This is a genomic window from Mucilaginibacter sp., from assembly GCF_041660805.1.
Taxonomy (GTDB): domain Bacteria; phylum Bacteroidota; class Bacteroidia; order Sphingobacteriales; family Sphingobacteriaceae; genus Mucilaginibacter.
In genome coordinates this window covers 292,152-313,042 of the sequence record NZ_JBAZVP010000004.1, presented here as the reverse complement: position 1 = coordinate 313,042, position 20,891 = coordinate 292,152, and the positions used below count along the sequence as shown (strand labels likewise).

Below are 20,891 nucleotides of genomic sequence, written 5' to 3'. Positions count from 1 at the left end.
TGTAATATGAAAAATACTTTTTTAACAATATTATCTCTTGGTTTATTTACACTTGCAGCAAGTGCCCAGGGAACTTTACAGCGCACTGCCAATGGTTTGCAATACCAGATATTTACCCCAAATACCGGCGAAAAAATAAAGCAGAATGATGTAATAACCTTTCACGCTGTTCAAAAAACAGATAAGGATTCTGTTCTGTTTAGTACCTATTTGCAAGGCCAGCCGGTTAAGGCACAAGTACACCCATCAACCAATATTGGCGATCTGATGGATATATTTCCATTGCTGGCACTCAATGACAGCGCAATGATCAAAGTGCCAATTGATTCCATTTTTAAGGGTCACGAAGAGTCACGCCCGCCCTTCCTGGTTAAAGGGGGGAACCTTACGTTTCTCATAAAAATTCTAAGGATCCAATCACTGGATGAAGCAATTGCCGAAAGGAACGCCGGATTGGAAAAGATAAAGACCGCTGAAAAGGCAGGCGCTGATGCCTACATCAAAGAACATAAACTGGCCACCCAAACTACACCATCTGGTTTAAGATATGTAATTACAAAACCGGGTACCAAGCCAAAACCACTTGCCGGCGATACCCTGCTGGTAAATTACGCAGGCTACACACTTGATGGTAAAGTTTTTGACAGCTGTATAGAGTCTGTTGCCAAAGCAGCGGGTTTACAACAGCCCGGCCGTACCTACGGGCCTATTAAGTTCCCTGTTGGCAAACAGAAAGTTATTGCGGGTTGGGATGAGGCTTTACTGTTAATGAACGAAGGTTCAAAGGCTACTTTAGTTGTTCCGTCGCAATTAGCTTATGGCGACCAAGGCAGCGGCGAAACTATACCGCCATTTAGTACTTTGGTATTTGATGTTGAAATGGTTAAGGTAAACCGTGCAAAACATGCTCCTGTAAAAGCGGGCGTTAAGGCACCGGTAAAGGCGCCGCTTAAAAAGAAGGTTGCAACCAAAAAGAAAGTTTAATTTTCTTAGCTACTGCTAAAATTAAATAGCCTTTATAGTTAAATTAAAATATAAGACTGATTAACCATCAGTCTTTTTTATTTTTGCGCCATGGTGTTAACCGATACACATACCCATTTGTATTATCAAACTGATAATACCCTGCGGGCAGATCTGATGCAGCGTTGCCTGGATAATAAAATAGACCGCCTGTTTTTACCAAATGTAGATGCTGCCTCTATCCCGCTGATGTTTGATCTGCTGGATGCTTACCCTGACAATTGCTACCCTATGCTGGGGCTGCACCCTTGCTCGGTTAAGGCTGATTGGGAGCATGAACTGATGCTGATGCAGCCTGCCTTACATAAACATGCTATCTACGCCATTGGCGAAATTGGTATTGACCTTTATTGGGACAAAACTTTTTTAACCGAGCAGATCCAGGCTTTTAAACTGCAGATAAAATGGGCTAAGCAAATGAATTTGCCTATAGTGATACATTGCCGCGATGCTTTTGATGAAGTTTACAAGGTTTTACAGGATGAAAAGGACGAAAAATTGCGTGGCATTTTCCATTGTTTTACCGGAACGCGTGAACAGGCCGAAAAAATTATTGATCTGGGCTTTTATTTGGGAATAGGCGGAGTTGTTACCTACAAAAACGCCGGACTTGATAAAATTTTACCGCAAATTGATCTTAAGCATATCGTATTAGAAACGGATTCTCCGTACCTTTCGCCCGTTCCGTACCGGGGTAAACCAAATGAAAGCTCTTATTTGACATATATTGCCCAAAAGGTAGCGGAACTGTATCAAACCTCTATAGAAAATGTGGCCAACATCACCACCGAAAATTCAATAAAGGTATTTGGTGTATAAATTAAACCGAATGTTTATAGTAAAAATAATTTCATGAGCCAGATACTGATCATCTATACCGGTGGGACAATAGGTATGATGAGCGATCCTGTTACCAAAGTATTAGTACCTATCAATTTTGAGCAGATTATGGATAATGTGCCCGAATTGGAGAAACTAAATTGTAAAATTAAGGTACACTCGTTCGATCAGATCATTGATTCATCAAACATGAACCCTGCCGTTTGGAGCGAACTGGCTGCCTTAATTGAAGCTAACTACGATACTGTTGATGGCTTTGTAATACTGCACGGCTCTGATACCATGGCCTTTACAGCATCGGCATTAAGCTTTATGCTGCAAAATTTGAATAAGCCCGTAATTTTCACAGGCTCGCAATTGCCCATAAGCGCGGTACGCACCGATGCTAAAGAAAACCTGATGACGGCCATTGAAATTGCCAAGGCCAAAAAGAACGATAAATCGCGCGTGCCGGAGGTTTGTATCTATTTTGATTATAAGCTTTTCCGTGGTAACCGTTCGTTTAAATACAATTCATCCAAATTCGAAGCTTTCCGTTCGCCAAATTATCCAATACTGGCAGAGTCTGGGGTGCACTTGCGCTTCAGCATAAATGATATCCGCGAACCGGGAGAAGGCCCGCTGAAAATACACAATAACCTGGTGAGTGATGTAGCGGTGCTAAAACTGTATCCGGGTATTAGTCCTAAGGTAGTCGAAACCATTTTAGGCGCCGATGTGCGTGGTATTGTAATGGAAACTTTTGGCGCTGGTAATACCACAACAGATCAGTGGTTTATTGATTTGCTGAAGAACGCTATTGACAGTGGTAAGGTGATACTTGATATTTCGCAATGTAAAGTAGGCACAGTTGAATTGGGCCGTTATGAAACCAGCAAGCAGCTAAAAGATATTGGCGTTGCCACCGGTTTTGATATGACCTATGAGGCGGCTGTTACCAAAATGATGTACCTGCTTGGCGAAATAGATGACCCTAAAGAAGTAAAACGCTGTTTGGAAAAAGACCTGCGCGGCGAATTAACGGAGTCGTAGAACGATTGTCATGCCGAATTTATTTCGGCATCTCACATGCAAGATAGCTGGTGGGTTTATTACTTGTCCCGAGGGATCCTGAAATAAATTCAGGATGACATAAGTTTAAAATATCCGCTGCTTTATCACATTCATAAAACCTTCCCTGAATTTTTCACTTACGGGAATCTGTTTGCTGCCAATGTAAATATGGTTATCCTGAATTTTGTTAAGCAGCTTGGTATTTACTATGTACGAGTTATGTACGCGTATAAAAGGCGACGGTAACTGCTCTTCAATGTCTTTTAAACGGCGATAGATCAGTAATTCTTCGTTGCCGGTAACCAGCCGCACATATTCCTTTTCGCCCTCAAAATACAATACTTCGTCCAGTAATACCTTGCGTAGTGTCTTCCCCGATTTTACAAAAAAGTAGTCGTCATCGGCTTTGCTTTCGGCTTTTTCGGTAATTATTGACTTGTCAAAACTGGCCTCAATTTTTTGGGTAGCGGCCAAAAAACGTTTAAGTGTTATAGGCTTTAATAAATAATCAATAGTTTGAAACGCGTAGCTATCTGCCGCATGTTCACTATAGGCAGTTGTAAAAACAATTTTGGTTTCCTTTGGCAATAAGCCGGCAAGTTCCATACCGGTGAGGTGGGGCATATTAATATCAAGGAAAATAAAATCTACCGGATGCTTCTTTAAAAAATCTATCGCTTCCAATGCGTTATAGCATTTGCCCAAAAGCTGCCATTGGGTAGTTTGGCCTATTAATACTTCAAGCAGGTTTACCGCGTTGGGCTCATCGTCAATTATAATGCACTTTAAATTCATGCCAGTGGTATATTTAATGAAGCCATGTATACATCGACCTTGTTTTGAACCTGCAAATCAAAATCAGTTTTATACAGTAATACCAAACGTTGGCGCAAATTGGCAATTCCAAACCCGGTTGATGGCGTATTTAACGGTTTATCAGGAACGGTATTTTCAGTCGTAAATATCAGTCGCCCATCTTTCTGCACCAGTGAGATATTAATTTTATTGCTGCTGCTGGTTTTATCAATACCATGCTTAAAAATATTCTCTACGAAGGTCATGAGCAGCATAGGAGGGATACTTAACGCCGTTTCGCACTCTTTTGTAAAGGTGATATCAATATCATACCTGATCCGGATCTTTTCAAGCGCGATGTAGTTCTCTAAGAATTGAATTTCGGTAGCTAATGATACCACCTGCCTGGGGCTTTCATCAACAAAATACCGCATAATGTCACTTAGGCGCTCTATTAAACCCGCGGTGCGCGGCGCTTCAAGGTAGGCTTCATAATAAATATTGTTAAGTGTATTGAACAGAAAATGCGGCTGCACCTGCGATTTGAGCAGGTTTAATTCGGCTTGTGTTTTTTGCACCAAAATTTCTTCGGTTTGTTGCTTTAAGGTAAAATAAGCCAGCGCAATTCTGAAAATAAAGCTGAGCATAAATATCAATACTCCTGCAATTACAAAACTAACAATTGCCTGTGATTTCATTGGAGCAGGATGGCCCATAGCAAAAAACCTATTGTATATATACATGGATATATAAGCCTTTAATCCACCTGTAACAAGTAACAGCCCAATTACTGCTGTTACATAAGTGGCAATGCGTCCCTTTTGATATAGCTGAGGGAAAAGCCACAGGATGTTTCCGTAAATAATTGCGGCATAAAATAATGTGTTAACAAACGCAAATACCGTCGATTGCCCCAACCCATCCATTGGCAGCAGAGAAAACAGCACAATAAAGAATACAAACACCCACACCATCCATTGTAACTGGGCGGTGGTAGGTTTGCGGTTGAACAATTGCATGCTTAAAAGTACAAAGCTTTTTTATAGTAAGCTATGAGTTTAAACAATGGCCGCTATTAATTCAATAAATGATCGTAATTATTCAATGACGTGGCTAAATAGCTGGTTTTTATATGCTGTTGAATTGTGGCGGCAGATGGTTAAATATAGTAAGCATATGGTTGAAACAATTTCTTGTGGCCTTAAATAACCAACAAATTTGCTTTCAATAAATAAGGCTTAAACCATTAAAATATATCACAAATGAAAACATTTTCTCCCGCAAGCTGGCTGCTGTATACAGGCATGGCTATATTGCTTTTACTATCACAATCAAATAGTGTATCGGCACAGGCAGATACCATAAGGCTTAAAGATAAGCGCCTTAACACGGCTACCCTTAAACCGGGCATGCGCCAATACCTGGTGTATTTTCAGATGCCGAAAAGCCCGAAAACTTTAAGGTTTTGGTTATGGCTGCGCGATACAAAGATTGAAACCCGCAACGGCGAAAAGGTTTTTGCTACCAGCCAGCACTGGTATGGCAGCGATAGTATGAGCTACCGCAGGGCATATTCGGTGAATAGGGTAAACGATTTTTCGCCCGTATACCATTCAGAAACGGTTGCCGGTAAAAACAAAGCGTTCAACTGGAATGCCGGCAAAATTGTAAGCGCCGACACTGCTGCGGCAAATACGCTAAAAAATTTCTCACTTGATTTTACTACTCCCAACTTTAACTGGAACCTGGATATTGAAACTTTTGAGATGCTGCCACTGGCTGCCGGTAAAACCTTTGCTATTAATTTTTATGATGCAGGCTTGGGCAAACCTGATTATATTATTTATAAAGTTATTGGTAGTGAAGTGATCACCACGCTGGATAACCAAAAGGTAGATTGCTGGAAACTGTTTAATGAAAGTGAGTATAAAGGTCAGAAGGCTACAGAAACATTCTGGATCAGTAAAAAAGGGCACGAATTTTTAAAGGAAGAAGATACTTTCCCCGGTGGTTTCCGCTACAAGGTGAAGATGCCCGGTGCAGCGGCAGATCTGATGCCGAGGTTTGTACAGAAATAATACATGCAAAACATAATAGTATAGATATGAATATTGTTAAAATTTGGTTGTTTACAACATGTGCCATTGTCGGTTTGAGTAATTACGTATATAGTTCACATCGCTGTAAAGCTTCAATACTTATAAAAAGCGATACCATTATCTTATATCCCGGTTCAAAGTCAATCAATTACAAAAAGATAAAGCCTTTTAAAACAGAGTATGATTTTAACAGAGTACAAAAGGGTGTTGAAAAGAGCTATGGTACCTACACAGATTCGGTTCAGTATAAAACCCTAAACGGGAAACGGCTGCTATTGCGCATTTCTACATTCCCGGCAAAGCAACTTATAGATAGTGCATACTATGACGCCAATACATTAAATGCCCTGAGTAACAAAGAATCGTCATCTGCAGAAAAGTGGTCTCTAAATTTTTCAAAAAGTAATGTTACCGGTATCCACACAATAAAAGATTCAACCGTTAATATCAATGAGGAAATAAATAGCATTTTTTTTGATGGATACCTCAACGACTTTATTTTAAAGTATGTTGATCTGAACCAAAATGCAACCTATAAAGTGCCAATATATGCCTACGGAATTCATGGGTTAACCTGGATAATTTATTCGGTTAACGGTACCCGTCAATTTATAAAGAAGAATGGCGAAAGGGTTGATGCAGCAATAGTTAAAGTGTCATTGGCCAATATGAAATTTAACAATACCTTTTATATTAATAAAGAGAATAAGGAAACCATAGAAATGGCATTTTATAACCCGGCAAATGAAATTTATTTTTTAAAAAAGAATAAGGCATATACATTTTAATAATAACTATTTAACAATGGCTTTGGTAATGTACTGCATTATCAAAGCCATTTGACTTAATTAATTGCAACAGGAAATATAAATCATTTAAACGTATAGGGGTAACCCTAACCTTCATTGTATTAGGTGTATAAAAGCAATACACAATACAATGATAACAGCTTTACTCATATGGTTATTTAAAAAATATGCCATGCCGGCGTTAAACCGCCATAGAAATACCGGGATCCTTAAGTTTATAATTCCCACCAAAAATGCAGCGGCTTTAATTTTAATGCTGGTAATTACCAAACCTCTATTTGCCCAGCCTGCGCAGGAACAAATTACCAAATACAATGTACTGCACAGCGGGAAGGTTGTAGGCCATATGGATCTCTACCAGAAGCGCACAGGCGATGACGTTTATCTTAAAATGATCTCCGCGGTAAAAATGCGGTTCATTTTTAGCATCCGGGTAGATTGTAATGAAGAGTCGTTTTTTCAGAATGGCAAGCTGGTAAGTTCGCACGTGCAGCGTAAAGTAAATGGCAAAGAGAAAGCCAACCGGATTACCAAATGTGCCGGTGATGGTTACCAGACAATAGCCGAAGGCAAAAGCGGAAAGGTTGATCAAAAAGAGATCAGCAATAATCTGATGCTGTTGTATTGCCACGAGCCTGCCGATAATATGGAGGTATATTCTGATAATTTTCAGAGATTTTTAAAAGTAAAGCAAACCGGTGATCATATATACCGTATTGATTTGCCCGATGGTAACTACAATTACTACTCATACACCAACGGTATTTGCAGTAAGGTTGATATTCACCACTCGTTATATACCATTCAAATACAACTGGCCTAAATTTGTTGTAAACAAGGGTATAACATTGACTGCAAAAGCACCTATATTTATCGCATATTTTCACCCTTTAAAAGTGGAATACAGCGATACTACGATCATAACTTTATTGAAGCAGGGCAGTGAGAAGGTATTTGAAACGGTATTTAAAGATCATTTTAAAAACCTGCATGCCTATGCCTATACTTTTTTAAAGGATGATGAACTGGCCGAAGAAGTGGTGCAAAATGTATTCTGCCGTATTTGGGAAAAGCGCGATCAGTTAAAGCCTGAAGGCTCGGTCAAAGCTTATTTATACAGGTCTGTACATAACGAAAGCTTGAATTATCTGAAACATCAAAAGGTAAAAGCATCGTTCCGGGTGTATTATGCCGATGAAATGGAAAATGCGTCAAATCTATCGTCAGAAAAAGTAATGGTGAATGAATTGGAAAAGCATATCCACCAGGCCATAAATGAGCTGCCTCAACAATGCCGCATTATATTTCAGTTGAGCAGGTTTGAGCACTTGAAATATCAGCAAATTGCCGACCAAATGGGGCTATCCATAAAAACCATAGAGAACCAAATGGGCAAGGCATTAAAGTTGATGCGTGTTAAACTGGCTGAATTTTTAACCATAATGTTATTTTTATTAATTAGCAGATGAGTAATAACAATACCCATATAAACGATGATCTGCTGGTAAAATACCTGGTTAGCGAAGCTACGCCTGCCGAATGCACACAGATAGAAGAATGGATAAATGTCACAGAAGAGAACCGGGTGCATTACGAGCAGCTAAAAAAGATATGGGAAAGCAGTTTGCTGGTTGCCGGTACCCGCGATGTTAATGCCGATGCTGCATTTGACAGGCTACAGAACCGCATAAAAAGTACAGGAGATATAAAGGAAGCAGAGATAAAACCTATAAAGACTAAGACCAATTGGCTGGCTGTAGCAGCATCGTTTATTGTGATATGTGCTATAAGCTACTTTGGCGTTAGTTATTTGGGTAAACCTACTATTGTAAACCTGCAAAGTAACAATAGGGTGCTAACAGATACCTTGCCCGATGGGTCGATAATAACACTGAACACTTTATCGAAATTATCTTACCTCAAAAACTTTAAGGGCAATACCCGGGCAGTTAACCTGGATGGAGAGGCCTTTTTTAAAGTGACCCCCGATAAAACAAAACCATTTATAATTAAGGTGAACGATGTAACGGTTAGGGTGGTTGGCACGTCATTCAATATAAAAAGCAGGAATGGCAAAACACAGGTAATTGTTGAGACCGGAATTGTGAATGTTAGCAAAGCAAGGAACAGCCTTAACCTAAATCCCGGAGAGAAAACGGATGTGCTAAATAATAGCGACCGCTTTACTAAATCAAGGGTAAATAACAAGCTATACAGTTACTACATTAATAAAATGCTGATATGCGATCAAACGCCTTTAAGTGAACTGGTAGATGCTTTGAACGAGATATATGGCGTGCACATTGTGATTGCCAGGCCATCGTTAAACAAAATGCCTATTACCACTGTGTTTAAAGCCAAGTCGCTTGAGCAGGTGCTGGATGTAATTGGCATGACACTTAATATTACAGTTGAGCAGAGAGGGAGCCAGATCATTCTGAGATAATACACCTATTTATGCAATCTACCTATCCACGGCTGTTGATTTTTTTAATATTCATGCTTTTAGTGGTAGGGAATAGTAATTCATTTGCCCAGGTCACGCTTGCCCGCAATATTTCTATCCATGTAAAAAACCAGCGCTTAGGTACAGTGCTTAAAACAATGGAAGATAGGGGGAAGTTCTTTTTCTCTTACAACAGCAATATTCTTAAAGTTGATAGCCTGGTTAGCTTAGACGCCGAGAACTGGACGATCAAAGAAGTGCTTGACCATATGTTGATGAGGCGTTTTGAATATAAGGATGCACATGATTTTATCATTCTGAGATATGCGCCGCTGCAATTAAATTTAATTACCGAAAAGGCTGTTACCGAGGATAAGGAATACGTGATCAGTGGATTTATTGCAGATGAAAATACGGGCAAAAGACTTTTAAATGCAAGCGTTTATGAAAAGGGCCTGCTGCAATCTACGCTCACCGATCAGAACGGCCATTTTGAACTGCGCCTTAAAAATGAAGGTGCACAAGTACAATTAACCATTAGCAAAGAGTTGTACAAAGATACTACTATCACCTTTTTAAACGATGTTCATGTTAGTCCGGACCGCAACATATTCTCCTATATTGCCAATGATGATTATGAAGGGTTGGAGAATACCTCTTTAGGGCGTTTGCTCCTTTCAACCAGGCAGCAAATACAGGCCGCTAACCTGCGCGGATTAATAGCACAGGCACCTTTCCAGGCATCGGTTATACCTAACGTGGGCACCCACGGGCAGTTTAACGGGCAGATAGTAAATACAGTATCCTTAAACGCGATTGGCGGCTACAATGCCGGCGTAGATGGCTTTGAATTAGGGCTTATTTTTAATTTGGATAAGGGGGATGTACGGAGCGTACAAATTGCCGGTATATTCAATATTGTAGGTGGTACGGTTAGTGGGGTGCAATTTGGCAGCTTATATAATAATGTGCTGGGCAATGTGAGGGGCGTACAACTGGCTCTGTTACATAATACTATAAAAAAGAACTTAAACGGAGTGCAATTGAGCCTTTACAATCATACCCGTGGCGAAGTTTCCGGTATGCAGATAGGACCGGTAGGAAACATTGCGAATAAAAATGTAAGCGGCCTGCAAATAGCCGGGCTGGCAAATATTGCCCATCAAAAATTCAGCGGGATACAAATTGGGATGTTCAATTATGCTAAAAATCTCCGCGGGGTGCAGTTAGGACTGGTAAATATTGCCGATAGTTCATCTGGACTTAGTTTGGGGCTCATCAACTATGTACATAACGGATACAACAAAGTAACACTATCAGCAAACGAAACGCTGAATGCTAACCTTTCTTTAAAATCGGGCAGCTCGAATTTTTATACTATTTATACCGGCGGCATGCGGCTAAATCCTGATAGCAAAATATATGGTTTCGGGATGGGTTTAGGATCTGTTTTGGATATTAGCAAGGGATTAGCTTTTAATACCGAACTTAGTACCCGTTATCTCTATGAAGGCACCTGGCGCTACGCCAACCTGCTTAACCGGCTTGATGCCAACTTCAATATTAAGCTTGGTAAAAAGGTATCTATCATAGCTGGCCCATCATTAAACCTGTACTATACCGAACAGGGCAATGCTATTAAAGGTTATGCCTTGGCCCAAAACCTGCAGCACAATTTTAGTGCAAGCCGCAATACTTATTGGTGGGTAGGGTGGAATGTTGGTTTGAATTTCTTTTAATGTCTCTTTCTATTCTAACCCATCCAGATCCCCTAAACGGATAATATTGTGGTTCAACAATATCCTTACCAAATTATCTGTAGAAAAATCCCCCGTCAGGTCAAAACAGGTACGCTGATGATTGATCTTTATACTGCAGCAATCGTCTTGAAACTCAAATATCATCCCGCCAAAAATGCCCGAATCTACGGCAACCGTATCTGTATTTATCAGCTTGAAAGTATTGCTGGTTTTATTAAAAAAACTGCAGAGCGCTTTAATATGCCTATATGCAAAAAGTGAGCGTACCATTAGCTTTTCAGTATGGTTTTTAATTGGCCTTTAACAATCATATCCTTAACAAACCCGGGTAAGATACTGTTTAACAATACCATCAATTTATTTAGCGCACCGGGTACTATTTCTTTTTTGCCTTTCAGCAAACCATCAATAGCAATGCGGGCAACGTCTTCAGCTTCTAAAATGGTAGCCTTAGATATGCCCTTGAGTGTATTGTTCAGCACCAGTAGTTCTGGTTTGGTATTTATCCCTCCCGGACTAAGCAGACTAATCCGAACGTTTGACCCTGACAGTTCCATTTGCAGGCATTTAGTAAAATACCTAATGAACGATTTGGTAGCACCATAAACCTGTTTCTTTGGTACAACAAACAGGCCGCCCAAACTGCCCACATTTAGTATGTAGGAAGTAACCGCGCTATCGGCTTGCTCTAAAAATAGGCGGGTAAGCAGCACTGGTGTTATTACATTCAACTCAATTTGTGTTTTGTAAAAACCAATACCCTTATCCTCAAACCACGACCAATTTCCCAATCCCGCGTTGTTTATAAGCAAATGCGCCGTCATGTTTCGTTTCTTCATATAACCGAATATCATCGGGTAACTTTCTGTGCAGGTCAGGTCCATTTCTAAATGATCTGCCCTTACGTTAAAATTCTTACGGATATAACTGGTTAAGTCGGCCAAGCCTGAACCAGGCAGCGCAATCAGTAATAAATTAATATTCCGTTTAGCCAGTTCAATGGCGAATGATTTGCCCAGCCCTTCACTGGCACCGGTTATTATGGCTGTTAGTTGCTGCATGTTAGTTGGCGCTTAAATAGTTTACTGTTCTTTGCATGCCATCGGCAAAAGGTGTTATCTGGTAACCTAATTGCAGGGCAGCTTTTTGGCTGCTGTATTTTTGGTCGAACTTTAAACGGTCTGCAAACTCAGGTAAAAAGAATGGCGGCAACCCGGTTAATTTTGTTTTCAGCCATTCAAACCGACTGTAAAACTTAATAGCTTTTTGAGGTACACGCAGCATGCTCCAATACTTGCCCGATACCTGGTGCAGCGTGATAAAGAACTCGTTAAAGCTGATATCTTCCCCACCCAGGATATAGCGATTGCCAGTAATGCCCTTATCCATTGCGGCAATATGGCCGTTTACTACATCATCTAAAAAAGCATAGTTAGCTACCTGTGAACCATCGCCGGGAATAATACGCCACTTGCCCCTCAAATAACCATAAACCATTTTACCTACGGTATTGCTGTCGGTCACCGGGCCTTCCCCAAACACACGGGATGGGTTTACAGTAACTACATTTAGCCCTTTTTTTACAAACTGGTTAACCTCCAGTTCGGCCAGGTACTTGGTGCGTTCATAAGCTATCGGGAAGCCAACAATGCGCGGCTCATTCTCGGTTAAAGGAAATTTTAAAGTTGGTCCCCAAACGCCACAGGTAGATGTATATACTGTTTTTTGTACGCCCAAATTTGCGGCTGCTTCCAACACATTACGGGTACCGGTAACATTAGTTTGCTGGAAATCGTTTTCGTCCCTGCACCACATTTTGGCCAGCGCGGCGGTATGGTATACCTGGGTGCAGCCCTGCATAGCGTTGTGCAGGCTGGAAGTATCCAGTATGTCGCCTTTTACAGGTTCAATATTTTTATGTTTGGGTAAGTAAGGGTGGTTGGTATCGCGGCACAATGCTTTTACATCATAGCCGTTATTAGCAAGGGTTAAAGTAAGCTGCCGGCCAATAAACCCGGTGGAGCCTGTAACTAATATTTTCATAACCTTAGTACAATAAAGTTTAACTTTACCCCTACATGGTATAACACATTTTTATAATTCGCGCATTAATATAGAATGGATAATATTTGCCTGGTTGAAGATGAAGACAAAGTTTCATCGTTTATAAAAAAAGGCCTTAACGAGCATAATTACGAAGTAGATATTGCCGACAACGGCGAGGCCGCCCTTGACATGATATTGCAGAAGGACTATAACCTGGTGATACTGGATGTAATGCTGCCCGGCATGAGTGGTATTGAACTTTGTCGCCAACTGCGCAAGCATCAGCCACAGTTGCCCGTTTTAATGCTGAGCGCGTTAGGTACTATTGATGATAAAGTGAACGGCCTGCACTCCGGCTCTGATGATTATTTGGTAAAGCCCTTCCATTTTAACGAGCTGCTTGCCCGGATAGAGGCACTGCTCCGCCGGAAGAAATTGGCAGATGGCGATAGTCATATTTTAAGTTTTGGCGGCCTTAAACTTAACACCTGGGACAAGACCGCGGAGCGCGAAGGCAAGCAAATTTTGCTTACAGCCAAAGAGTATAGCCTGCTGGAACTGTTTATTAAAAACCCAGCCAAGCTGCTATCACGCGAGTATATAATGGAACGCGTTTGGGGGATAAACTTTGATACAGGCACCAACATGGTTGATGTTTATGTAAACTATCTGCGCAACAAAATTCAAAAAGGGTTTGAAAAAAAGCTGATCCACACGGTTATTGGCATGGGCTATATTTTAAAGGACTAAGCAATCCATGAAGATCAAAACCCGCCTTTCCCTTTATTTTACGCTGATAAGCTCAGGGGCGCTGCTGTTGGTTTTGGTGGCTGTTTATGTAGCCGTCTTTTCTTTTTTTACTGCTGATTTTTATAATCGTTTAACAGATCGTACTAACCTGGCATCACAGCTATATTTAAAGGCTGATGAACTGGCTGCCGATTCCATGCTGCAGATACAGCAAAAGTACCTGGAGAAATTACCTGATGAGGTGATCCGGATCTATGACGATAATAATTTGTCGGCTTTTGATATGAAGCACAATGTCTATTGGACCCAAGATGTCATAAATCAGGTTCGTAAAGATGGGTACTTGCAATATGAAGAAGGTAACCGAAAAGTAGTAGGCAGGTCATATAAGGATAATCAGGGTAACTATGTGATATTGGCTTCGGCAGTAGATGTTAATACCTCCCGCAGGTTGGTTATGCTGGGCAAGCTCACGGGGATCTTATTCATTATTTTTGGTACCGGTCTATTCTTCGCCGGGCGAATGTTTGCCCAAAAAGCGCTTTCGCCGGTGGATAAGATCATTGCCGAGATAAGAAATATACGGTCGAGCAACCTGCATTTGCGGGTAGGGCAGGTAAAAAGTAAAGATGAGATCTATGAGCTGATAGATAACTTTAACCGCCTGCTGGCACATTTACAAAACGCCTTTGAATTACAGCAAACCTTTGTGGCCAACGCATCGCATGAGCTGCGCACACCACTAACCAGCATTATGGGCGAGGTAGAAGTGGCCCTTGATAAAGACCGCGACCAACAGGAATATAAACGGGTTTTACGCTCAATAGCTAATGACGGTGGCCGGCTCCAGGAAACCATCACCAGCTTGATGGAGTTGGCACAGGTAGATCTGAACTATACCCAGGCTATACTTACCCCGGTAAGGGTTGATGAATTGATATGGGAGTTGGAAGAGCACTGGGCAAATAAAAAAGGGCCGGGTATGCTAAAAATACAATTGGCTAACCTGCCCGAAGATGAAGAGATGCTAGCCATTCCTGCTCACAAATCAATGCTATACATAGCCCTGAATAATATTATTGATAATGCCTTTAAATATTCGGCGCCGTACCCGGTAGTTCTGAATTTTGAAGCGACTACCAACCATATAAAAATAACCGTTACAGATGAAGGCCCGGGCATCAGCAAAGAAGATCTGGAAAAGATCTTTCGGCCATTTTACCGTGCAAACCGGGATAGGTCAATAGCAGGCAGTGGTATTGGTTTGTACATTACCAGTAAGATCATTGAACTGTTTAAAGGTACCATTCGGGTAAATTCGGCAAGCGGACAAGGTAGTACATTCATAGTAGAATTTTTAAAAGACAATCCGATAGCCTCACCTAAATCCTCTCCAAAGGAGAGGACTTAACAACTATGCAACCCACATCTCATTACCCTCTCCTTTGGAGAGGGCAGGGTGAGGCTCTAAATTCTAATGCTATTCTAATTTCGTTTTAATGCGCCTCTAATACGGGTACAATAGTTTTGGTCTATCAAATTACTATTGCACTCATGTTAATCAGATATATCCGTTTTTTAGCCTTTTTCGCCCTGATATTTATGGGGGCACAAGGCGCATATGCGCAAACAGATACGCTTAAGATCACTTTTAAGGAAGCCGAAAAAGCTTTTTTAGATAAGAACCTTGATCTGCTTGCCTCAAAGTATAATGTAGATGCTTCAAAGGCTTTGGTGCAGCAAGCCAAACTTTGGGACAATCCTATTTTAAGCACCGACCAAAACATTACTGATGCCAACAAAAAATTCTTTGACCACAGCAATGGTAGCGGACAAGTATTTGTACAGATAAGTCAGCTTATAAAAACTGCCGGTAAGCGCGGCAAACAAATACAGATAGCTAATGATGGCGTGCAAATTCAACAGGCGCAGTTTAATGATCTGCTGCGAAACCTGCACTATAACCTATTGCTTGATTTTTCGCAGGTGGCTAATTTGTTAGATCAGCGTAAGGTTTATCAAACAGAAATAACATCGGCAACCAATATGGTTAACGCCATTGAAAAATCTTACCAGGCGGGTAACAACTCGCTAAAAGATGTTATCCGGTTAAAGGCATTGAATTTTGGTTTACAGAATGATTTGGTTGAGATAGACCGCCAGATAAATGACCTGCAAAGCGAATTGAAAACCTTGTTGGCTGCTAACCAAACACAATTTATATCCCCTCAAATTACTTTTAATAATACCGATACTACGCTAAACGCCGCCGCCCTGGCAGAGCAGGCAAAAACCTTTCGGGGTGATTATTTGGCTAACCGTTACCTGCTTGATCAAAACGTTCACAGCCTTGCCCTGCAAAAAGCAATGGCCGTGCCCGATGTTACCATTGGGAGCGCTTATGACCAGCATAGCAGCTATGCCAATAACTATGTAGGCTTACAAATAAGCTTGCCGCTGCCACTATTCAACCGCAACCAGGGTAATATTAAAAATGCGAAACTAATGGCCCAAAGCCAGGAGTACACCGTTCAAAGTAACGAAATGCAATTAAAGAATGACGTGTATTCGGCGGTGGACCAATACAGGCTGAGCCAGCAATTGCTAAGCACTAACGAAACTGATTTTTATAATAAATATGATCAGTTATATAAAAGTATGCAGAAGAGTTTTCAGCAAAAGCAGGTGGGTTTACAGGAGTTTATTGACTTTTTTGACTCATACCGCGAAACCAAACTAAAAATATTACAACAGCAGCTTAACCTGCAAAAAGCCATTGCCGACCTCAACTTCGCGGTAGGTACAACGGTAGTAACCCCATTATAACAGCACTATATCAGCACAGCATAAAGCAATGAAAAAGGAAATATTATATATAGCAATTGGTTTTATAGGTCTTGCATCCTGCCAGGAGAAAAAAACGGGAACGATGGAAACTAAACAGGTTTGCATAAGCGATTCCCTGTCAAAAATGATAAAAATTGATACCGCCAAAACCACCCAAATGAAAGATGAGCTCGCACTATCCGGCGAGGTATCGTTTGATGAGAATAAGGTAGTAAAGGTGTTCCCTTTTACCAGCGGCCAGGTAATGGAAGTAAAGGTATCGTTGGGCGATAAAGTAACAAAAGGCCAGACCCTTGCGGTATTACGCAGTGCCGATGTTGCAGGTAACTATACCGACCTCTCCTCTACCAAAGCCGATCTGGCCATTAGCAAACGCCAGTTAGAGCAAGCCGAATACCTTTACAAGAATGGTATATCAAGCGAGCGCGATTATACCGAGGCTAAAGAAAATTATAACAAAGCTGTAGCCGCAAATAGCAAAGTCCGCGACCAGATTGCTATTAATGGCGGAGGTAACACCAATGCCAGCGGCTCGCTTGTTATTAAAGCGCCGGGCGATGGTTATATAGTAGAAAAGAATATTACAGCAGGCAACTTTATCCGCCCGGATAACAGCAGCAGCCTGTTCACCATATCAAACATGAAAGATGTTTGGATTTGGGCAAACGTATTTGAAACAGACATAGCCAAGATAAAAAAAGGCTATGACGCAAGAATAACTACGCTGGCTTATCCTGATAAGGTTTTCAATGGCAAAGTTGATGAAATAAGCTCGGTACTTGACCCGGATAACAAGGTAATGAAAGTGCGCATCGCTTTAAGTAATAAAGATATGCTGTTAAAGCCGGAGATGTTCACTAACGTACTTATCACTAACAAAGAAGGTTCAAGCTCGGTGGCTATCCCATCATCGGCAGTGATATTTGATAGCAGCAAAAACTTTGTGGTTGTATACAACAGCAAATGCAATTTAAAAGTAAGTGAGGTAAGCATAATTAAAACGGTTGATGACATTACCTATATAGCCTCGGGTTTAAAACCGGGGGATAAAGTGGTTTCGAAAAGTCAGCTACTGCTTTATAACGCTTTAACAGAAGATTAATTGAATCAAGACATTTAGAGTCAAGAATCAAGACAAAAAAATAACAACAGGTAAATGCATATAGTCAAATCAGGCTCTTAGGGAATCTCTTGATTCTTGGCTCTTGATTCTTGACTCTTCAAAAAAACAAATGAACAAGCTAATTAAAAATATCATACACTTCTCGCTCCGGCACCGGGCGATGGTGTTCTTTATGACTGCGGTGCTGGCTGTATTGGGCGTCTGGAGCTATTTGAATACCCCTATAGAAACGTTCCCAGACGTTACCAATACGCAAATAATTGTAATTGCACAGTGGCCCGGCCGCAGTGCCGAAGAGGTGGAGAAAATGATAACCATCCCTATGGAGACTGTTTTAAACTCCGTTCAAAAAAAGGTAAATCTGCGTACCACATCTTCATTCGGCCTATCATACCTGCGTATTATTTTTGATGATGATGTGGATGATGCCTTTGCACGCCAGCAAGTATTAAGCCGGCTGCAAAATGCCGACCTGCCTGATGGTGTTAAGCCAGAAGTAGAACCGCCATACGGCCCAACCGGAGAGATCTATCGTTATACATTAAAAAGCAAAACCAAATCTATCCACGAGTTAACCGCTATACAGGATTGGGTGCTTGATCGCCAGTTTAAATCAATACAGGGTGTTGCCGATGTAAACAGTTTTGGCGGTGAGGAAAAAACTTATGAAGTAAGTGTTAACCCATCCCTGCTGCAAAAGTACGGGTTAACCTCGCTTGATGTTTTCAATGCCATTAACCGTAGTAATATAAACGTGGGTGGCGATGTTATTGAAAAGAATGACCAGGCATTTGTGGTGCGTGGTATTGGATTGATCAATAATATCAGCGAGATAGAGAACATCATCATAAAAAATGTAAACAACGTACCTATACTGGCACGTAACGTTGCCGATATTAAGGAAAGTGGTTTGCCCCGTTTAGGCCAGGTGAGTCGCGATAGGCAAAAGGACGTAATTGAAGGTATTATAGTAATGCGCAAGGGCGAGAACCCTGCCGAGGTATTACAGAAAATTAGGGATAAGGTTACCGACTTGAATGATAACATACTACCAAAGGATGTTAAGATAGATACCTTTTATGACCGTACCAACCTGATGGATTTTTGTACCGAAACGGTTATCCATAACTTGTTAGAAGGTATAGTGCTGGTAACCGTGATCGTATTCCTGTTCATGGCCGATTGGCGGACAACTTTAACTGTAGCCATCATTATTCCGCTGGCACTGCTGTTTGCCTTTATTTGTATGCGCATTAAGGGTATGACGGCCAACCTGCTATCAATGGGGGCGGTAGATTTCGGGATCATCATAGATGGCGCGGTGGTAATGGTTGAAGGGATCTTTGTGGCCCTTGATCATAAAGCACAGGAAGTAGGCATGCAAAAATTTAACGGACTGGCAAAGCTGGGCCTGTTTAAAAACGTTGGTGCCGAAATGGGAAAAGCCATCTTCTTTTCTAAACTTATCATCATTACTTGTTTGATACCCATTTTCGCTTTCCAAAAGGTGGAGGGTAAAATGTTTTCGCCATTGGCTTATACATTGGGTTTTGCTTTACTGGGCGCGCTGCTGTTCACGCTTACACTGGTGCCTGCACTGTCAAGCATCCTGTTAAGAAAGAACGTTAAAGAAAAGCATAACCCTGTAGTTATCTTCTTTGAGAATGGTATCCGCAAGATGTTTGGCTTTACCTACAAAAATCAAAAATGGAGCTTAATAGTAGCGTTCAGCTTTATGGCGCTTACCTTCTTCTCGGCTAAATTCTTAGGTACAGAATTCTTGCCTGATTTGAACGAGGGCGCCCTTTGGGTAGAAGCCGAGTTACCAATGAGCGTATCATTAAAGCAGGCGGAGAACATCAACCAAAAGATGATGCAGATACTGGAGAAATTCCCCGAGGTAAAACAAACGCTGGCACAGGTTGGCCGCACCAATGACGGTACCGACCCTAAGGGTTTCTTCAACGTACAGATCCAGGTGGATCTTAAGAGAAAGAATGAATGGCCAAGCGGCTTGAGCGAAGAGCAATTAATAGACCAGATGGATCAGCAGCTGCGCAAATTGCCAGGTATTGTGTTCAACTATTCGCAGCCTATCCGCGATAATGTGGATGAAGCTGTGGCTGGTGTAAACGCGAGTATGGCGGTAAAAATATTTGGTCCGGATTTTAACGAACTGGACAAAAAAGCCGATGCGGTGATGAAGGTGCTGAAAGATGTTAAAGGTGTCGACGATTTAGGCGTATTGCGCAACTTAGGTCAGCCGGAGTTTAGGATAGAGCTTGATCAGCGTAAAATGGCCTTATATGGTGTTGCCACTGCCGATGCTAACTCGGTTATTGAAATGGCTATTGGCGGTAAAGCTGCAACTCAGTTATATGAGGGTGAACGTAAATTTGATATCAGGATCCGTTACCAGCAGCAATACCGCGATACCGAAGATAAGATCAAGAACCTGATGGTGCCAACGCTTAACGGCTCTAAAATATCCATACAGGAGATATCAACCATAAAAGAACTAACTGGTCCGGCGTTTATCTTCAGGGATAATAATACCCGTTACATAGCCGTGAAGTTCTCGGTTCGTGGCCGCGATTTGGGTAGTACCATTGCCGAGGCGCAGCAAAAAGTTAATGCCGCGGTAAAGCTTGACCACGGTTATGCATTTACCTGGAACGGAGAATTTGAGAACCAGATCCGTGCATCAAAAACCCTGTCGCATGTGGTGCCTATTTGCTTGCTGGTTATCTTTTTAATACTGTATATGATGTTTGGTAATGCAAAAGATGCCCTGCTGGTTATCATGAACGTACCATTCGCGCTTATAGGCGGTATCCTGGCACTACACCTTACCGGTATCAACTTCAGTATATCGGCGGGCATTGGTTTTATTGCATTGTTTGGTGTTTGTATTCAAAACGGGGTGATCCTGATATCAGTATTCCGCAAGAACCTGGAAGAAGGCAAGCATTTGGACGATGCTATATTAAGCGGTGTAATATCACGTGTGCGCCCGGTAGTGATGACCGCCCTGATGGCTGCCATTGGTTTAATGCCGGCTGCAATATCAACAGGTATCGGGTCAGAAACTCAGAAACCTTTGGCTATAGTGGTGATAGGCGGTTTAGTTACTTCAACCATACTCACCCTGCTTATTTTACCGGTTATATATGCTATAGTTTACAAGTTTATCCACAAAAGGGAGAACCGTAAATTATTAAAAAATATAGGTGCAATTAATGCATAACGAAAGGTGCCGCATGTTTTAGTGTGCGTGCGGTAAGGGGAGAGTGTTGTTTA

At 41.4% G+C, this 20,891-nt stretch carries 19 protein-coding genes; 14 read left to right on the top strand and 5 right to left on the bottom strand.

All coding sequences use genetic code 11. The features are described 5' to 3' along the window. Positions 1-6 precede the first annotated feature (6 nt). The 3 genes from WC743_RS08435 (at position 7) to WC743_RS08425 (ending at position 2,895) form a co-directional block, all read left to right on the top strand. Entirely contained in the window at positions 7-984 is a 978-nt protein-coding gene (locus WC743_RS08435) for an FKBP-type peptidyl-prolyl cis-trans isomerase (protein ID WP_373011474.1), read from the top strand. 90 nt (positions 985-1,074) lie between these two features. After that, on the top strand, positions 1,075-1,842 hold the full coding sequence (locus WC743_RS08430) for a TatD family hydrolase (RefSeq protein WP_373011473.1): 768 nt from the start codon (positions 1,075-1,077) through the stop codon (positions 1,840-1,842). 33 nt (positions 1,843-1,875) lie between these two features. After that, positions 1,876-2,895, top strand: coding sequence for an asparaginase (locus WC743_RS08425; RefSeq protein WP_373011472.1), 1,020 nt, complete (start codon positions 1,876-1,878; stop codon positions 2,893-2,895). Between the two features lie 105 nt (positions 2,896-3,000). Here the strand turns inward: WC743_RS08425 and WC743_RS08420 are convergent, their stop codons facing one another. Together WC743_RS08420 and WC743_RS08415 are read right to left on the bottom strand one after the other, a co-directional pair. Beyond that, positions 3,001-3,711, bottom strand: a complete 711-nt coding sequence (locus WC743_RS08420; RefSeq protein ID WP_373011471.1) for a LytR/AlgR family response regulator transcription factor — start codon at positions 3,709-3,711, stop codon at positions 3,001-3,003. Then, positions 3,708-4,730 carry a sensor histidine kinase gene (locus WC743_RS08415; protein WP_373011470.1) on the bottom strand — a complete coding sequence of 341 codons (1,023 nt, stop codon included), beginning with the start codon at positions 4,728-4,730 and terminating at the stop codon, positions 3,708-3,710. The genes WC743_RS08420 and WC743_RS08415 overlap by 4 nt, the downstream gene beginning before the upstream one ends. A 243-nt stretch (positions 4,731-4,973) precedes the next feature. On the opposite strand from WC743_RS08415, the gene WC743_RS08410 reads away from it, so the two are divergent. The 6 genes from WC743_RS08410 (at position 4,974) to WC743_RS08385 (ending at position 10,804) form a co-directional block, all read left to right on the top strand. Beyond that, positions 4,974-5,789 (top strand): hypothetical protein, encoded by an 816-nt coding sequence (locus WC743_RS08410; protein ID WP_373011469.1) that lies wholly within the window; start codon positions 4,974-4,976, stop codon positions 5,787-5,789. A 26-nt stretch (positions 5,790-5,815) separates the two neighbouring features. Then, positions 5,816-6,598 carry a hypothetical protein gene (locus WC743_RS08405; RefSeq protein ID WP_373011468.1) on the top strand — a complete coding sequence of 261 codons (783 nt, stop codon included), beginning with the start codon at positions 5,816-5,818 and terminating at the stop codon, positions 6,596-6,598. Between the two features lie 151 nt (positions 6,599-6,749). Continuing rightward, positions 6,750-7,442 (top strand): DUF6134 family protein, encoded by a 693-nt coding sequence (locus WC743_RS08400; protein ID WP_373011467.1) that lies wholly within the window; start codon positions 6,750-6,752, stop codon positions 7,440-7,442. 25 nt (positions 7,443-7,467) lie between these two features. Continuing rightward, positions 7,468-8,088 (top strand): RNA polymerase sigma-70 factor, encoded by a 621-nt coding sequence (locus tag WC743_RS08395; RefSeq protein WP_373011466.1) that lies wholly within the window; start codon positions 7,468-7,470, stop codon positions 8,086-8,088. After that, positions 8,085-9,065: a FecR family protein gene (locus WC743_RS08390; RefSeq protein WP_373011465.1), complete on the top strand. Its 981-nt coding sequence runs from the start codon at positions 8,085-8,087 to the stop codon at positions 9,063-9,065. Before WC743_RS08395 ends, WC743_RS08390 begins: the two co-directional genes overlap by 4 nt. Before the next feature lie 53 nt (positions 9,066-9,118). Then, positions 9,119-10,804: an LA_2272 family surface repeat-containing protein gene (locus tag WC743_RS08385; RefSeq protein WP_373011464.1), complete on the top strand. Its 1,686-nt coding sequence runs from the start codon at positions 9,119-9,121 to the stop codon at positions 10,802-10,804. 9 nt (positions 10,805-10,813) lie between these two features. Here the strand turns inward: WC743_RS08385 and WC743_RS08380 are convergent, their stop codons facing one another. From WC743_RS08380 to WC743_RS08370, 3 genes are read right to left on the bottom strand one after another with little or no spacing between them, the layout of a single operon-like run. Beyond that, complete coding sequence (locus tag WC743_RS08380) at positions 10,814-11,095, bottom strand: hypothetical protein (RefSeq protein WP_373011463.1); 282 nt, start codon at positions 11,093-11,095, stop codon at positions 10,814-10,816. Continuing rightward, on the bottom strand, positions 11,095-11,886 hold the full coding sequence (locus WC743_RS08375; protein ID WP_373011462.1) for an SDR family NAD(P)-dependent oxidoreductase: 792 nt from the start codon (positions 11,884-11,886) through the stop codon (positions 11,095-11,097). The genes WC743_RS08380 and WC743_RS08375 overlap by 1 nt, the downstream gene beginning before the upstream one ends. A 1-nt stretch (position 11,887) precedes the next feature. After that, complete coding sequence (locus tag WC743_RS08370; RefSeq protein WP_373011461.1) at positions 11,888-12,868, bottom strand: NAD-dependent epimerase/dehydratase family protein; 981 nt, start codon at positions 12,866-12,868, stop codon at positions 11,888-11,890. Between the two features lie 75 nt (positions 12,869-12,943). Between WC743_RS08370 and WC743_RS08365 the strand changes: the two genes are divergently transcribed. The 5 genes from WC743_RS08365 (at position 12,944) to WC743_RS08345 (ending at position 20,838) form a co-directional block, all read left to right on the top strand. Continuing rightward, positions 12,944-13,621: a response regulator transcription factor gene (locus WC743_RS08365; RefSeq protein ID WP_373011460.1), complete on the top strand. Its 678-nt coding sequence runs from the start codon at positions 12,944-12,946 to the stop codon at positions 13,619-13,621. 7 nt (positions 13,622-13,628) lie between these two features. Continuing rightward, positions 13,629-15,032, top strand: a complete 1,404-nt coding sequence (locus tag WC743_RS08360) for an ATP-binding protein (RefSeq protein WP_373011459.1) — start codon at positions 13,629-13,631, stop codon at positions 15,030-15,032. A 143-nt stretch (positions 15,033-15,175) separates the two neighbouring features. After that, entirely contained in the window at positions 15,176-16,447 is a 1,272-nt protein-coding gene (locus WC743_RS08355) for a TolC family protein (RefSeq protein ID WP_373011458.1), read from the top strand. A gap of 28 nt (positions 16,448-16,475) precedes the next feature. Continuing rightward, the gene (locus tag WC743_RS08350; protein ID WP_373011457.1) at positions 16,476-17,570 is read left to right on the top strand and encodes an efflux RND transporter periplasmic adaptor subunit; all 1,095 of its coding nucleotides are present in this window, start codon (positions 16,476-16,478) and stop codon (positions 17,568-17,570) included. A gap of 130 nt (positions 17,571-17,700) precedes the next feature. Continuing rightward, a complete protein-coding gene (locus WC743_RS08345) occupies positions 17,701-20,838 on the top strand; it encodes an efflux RND transporter permease subunit (protein ID WP_373011456.1) in 3,138 nt (1,045 codons plus the stop codon). The last annotated feature ends 53 nt before the right edge of the window (positions 20,839-20,891 follow it).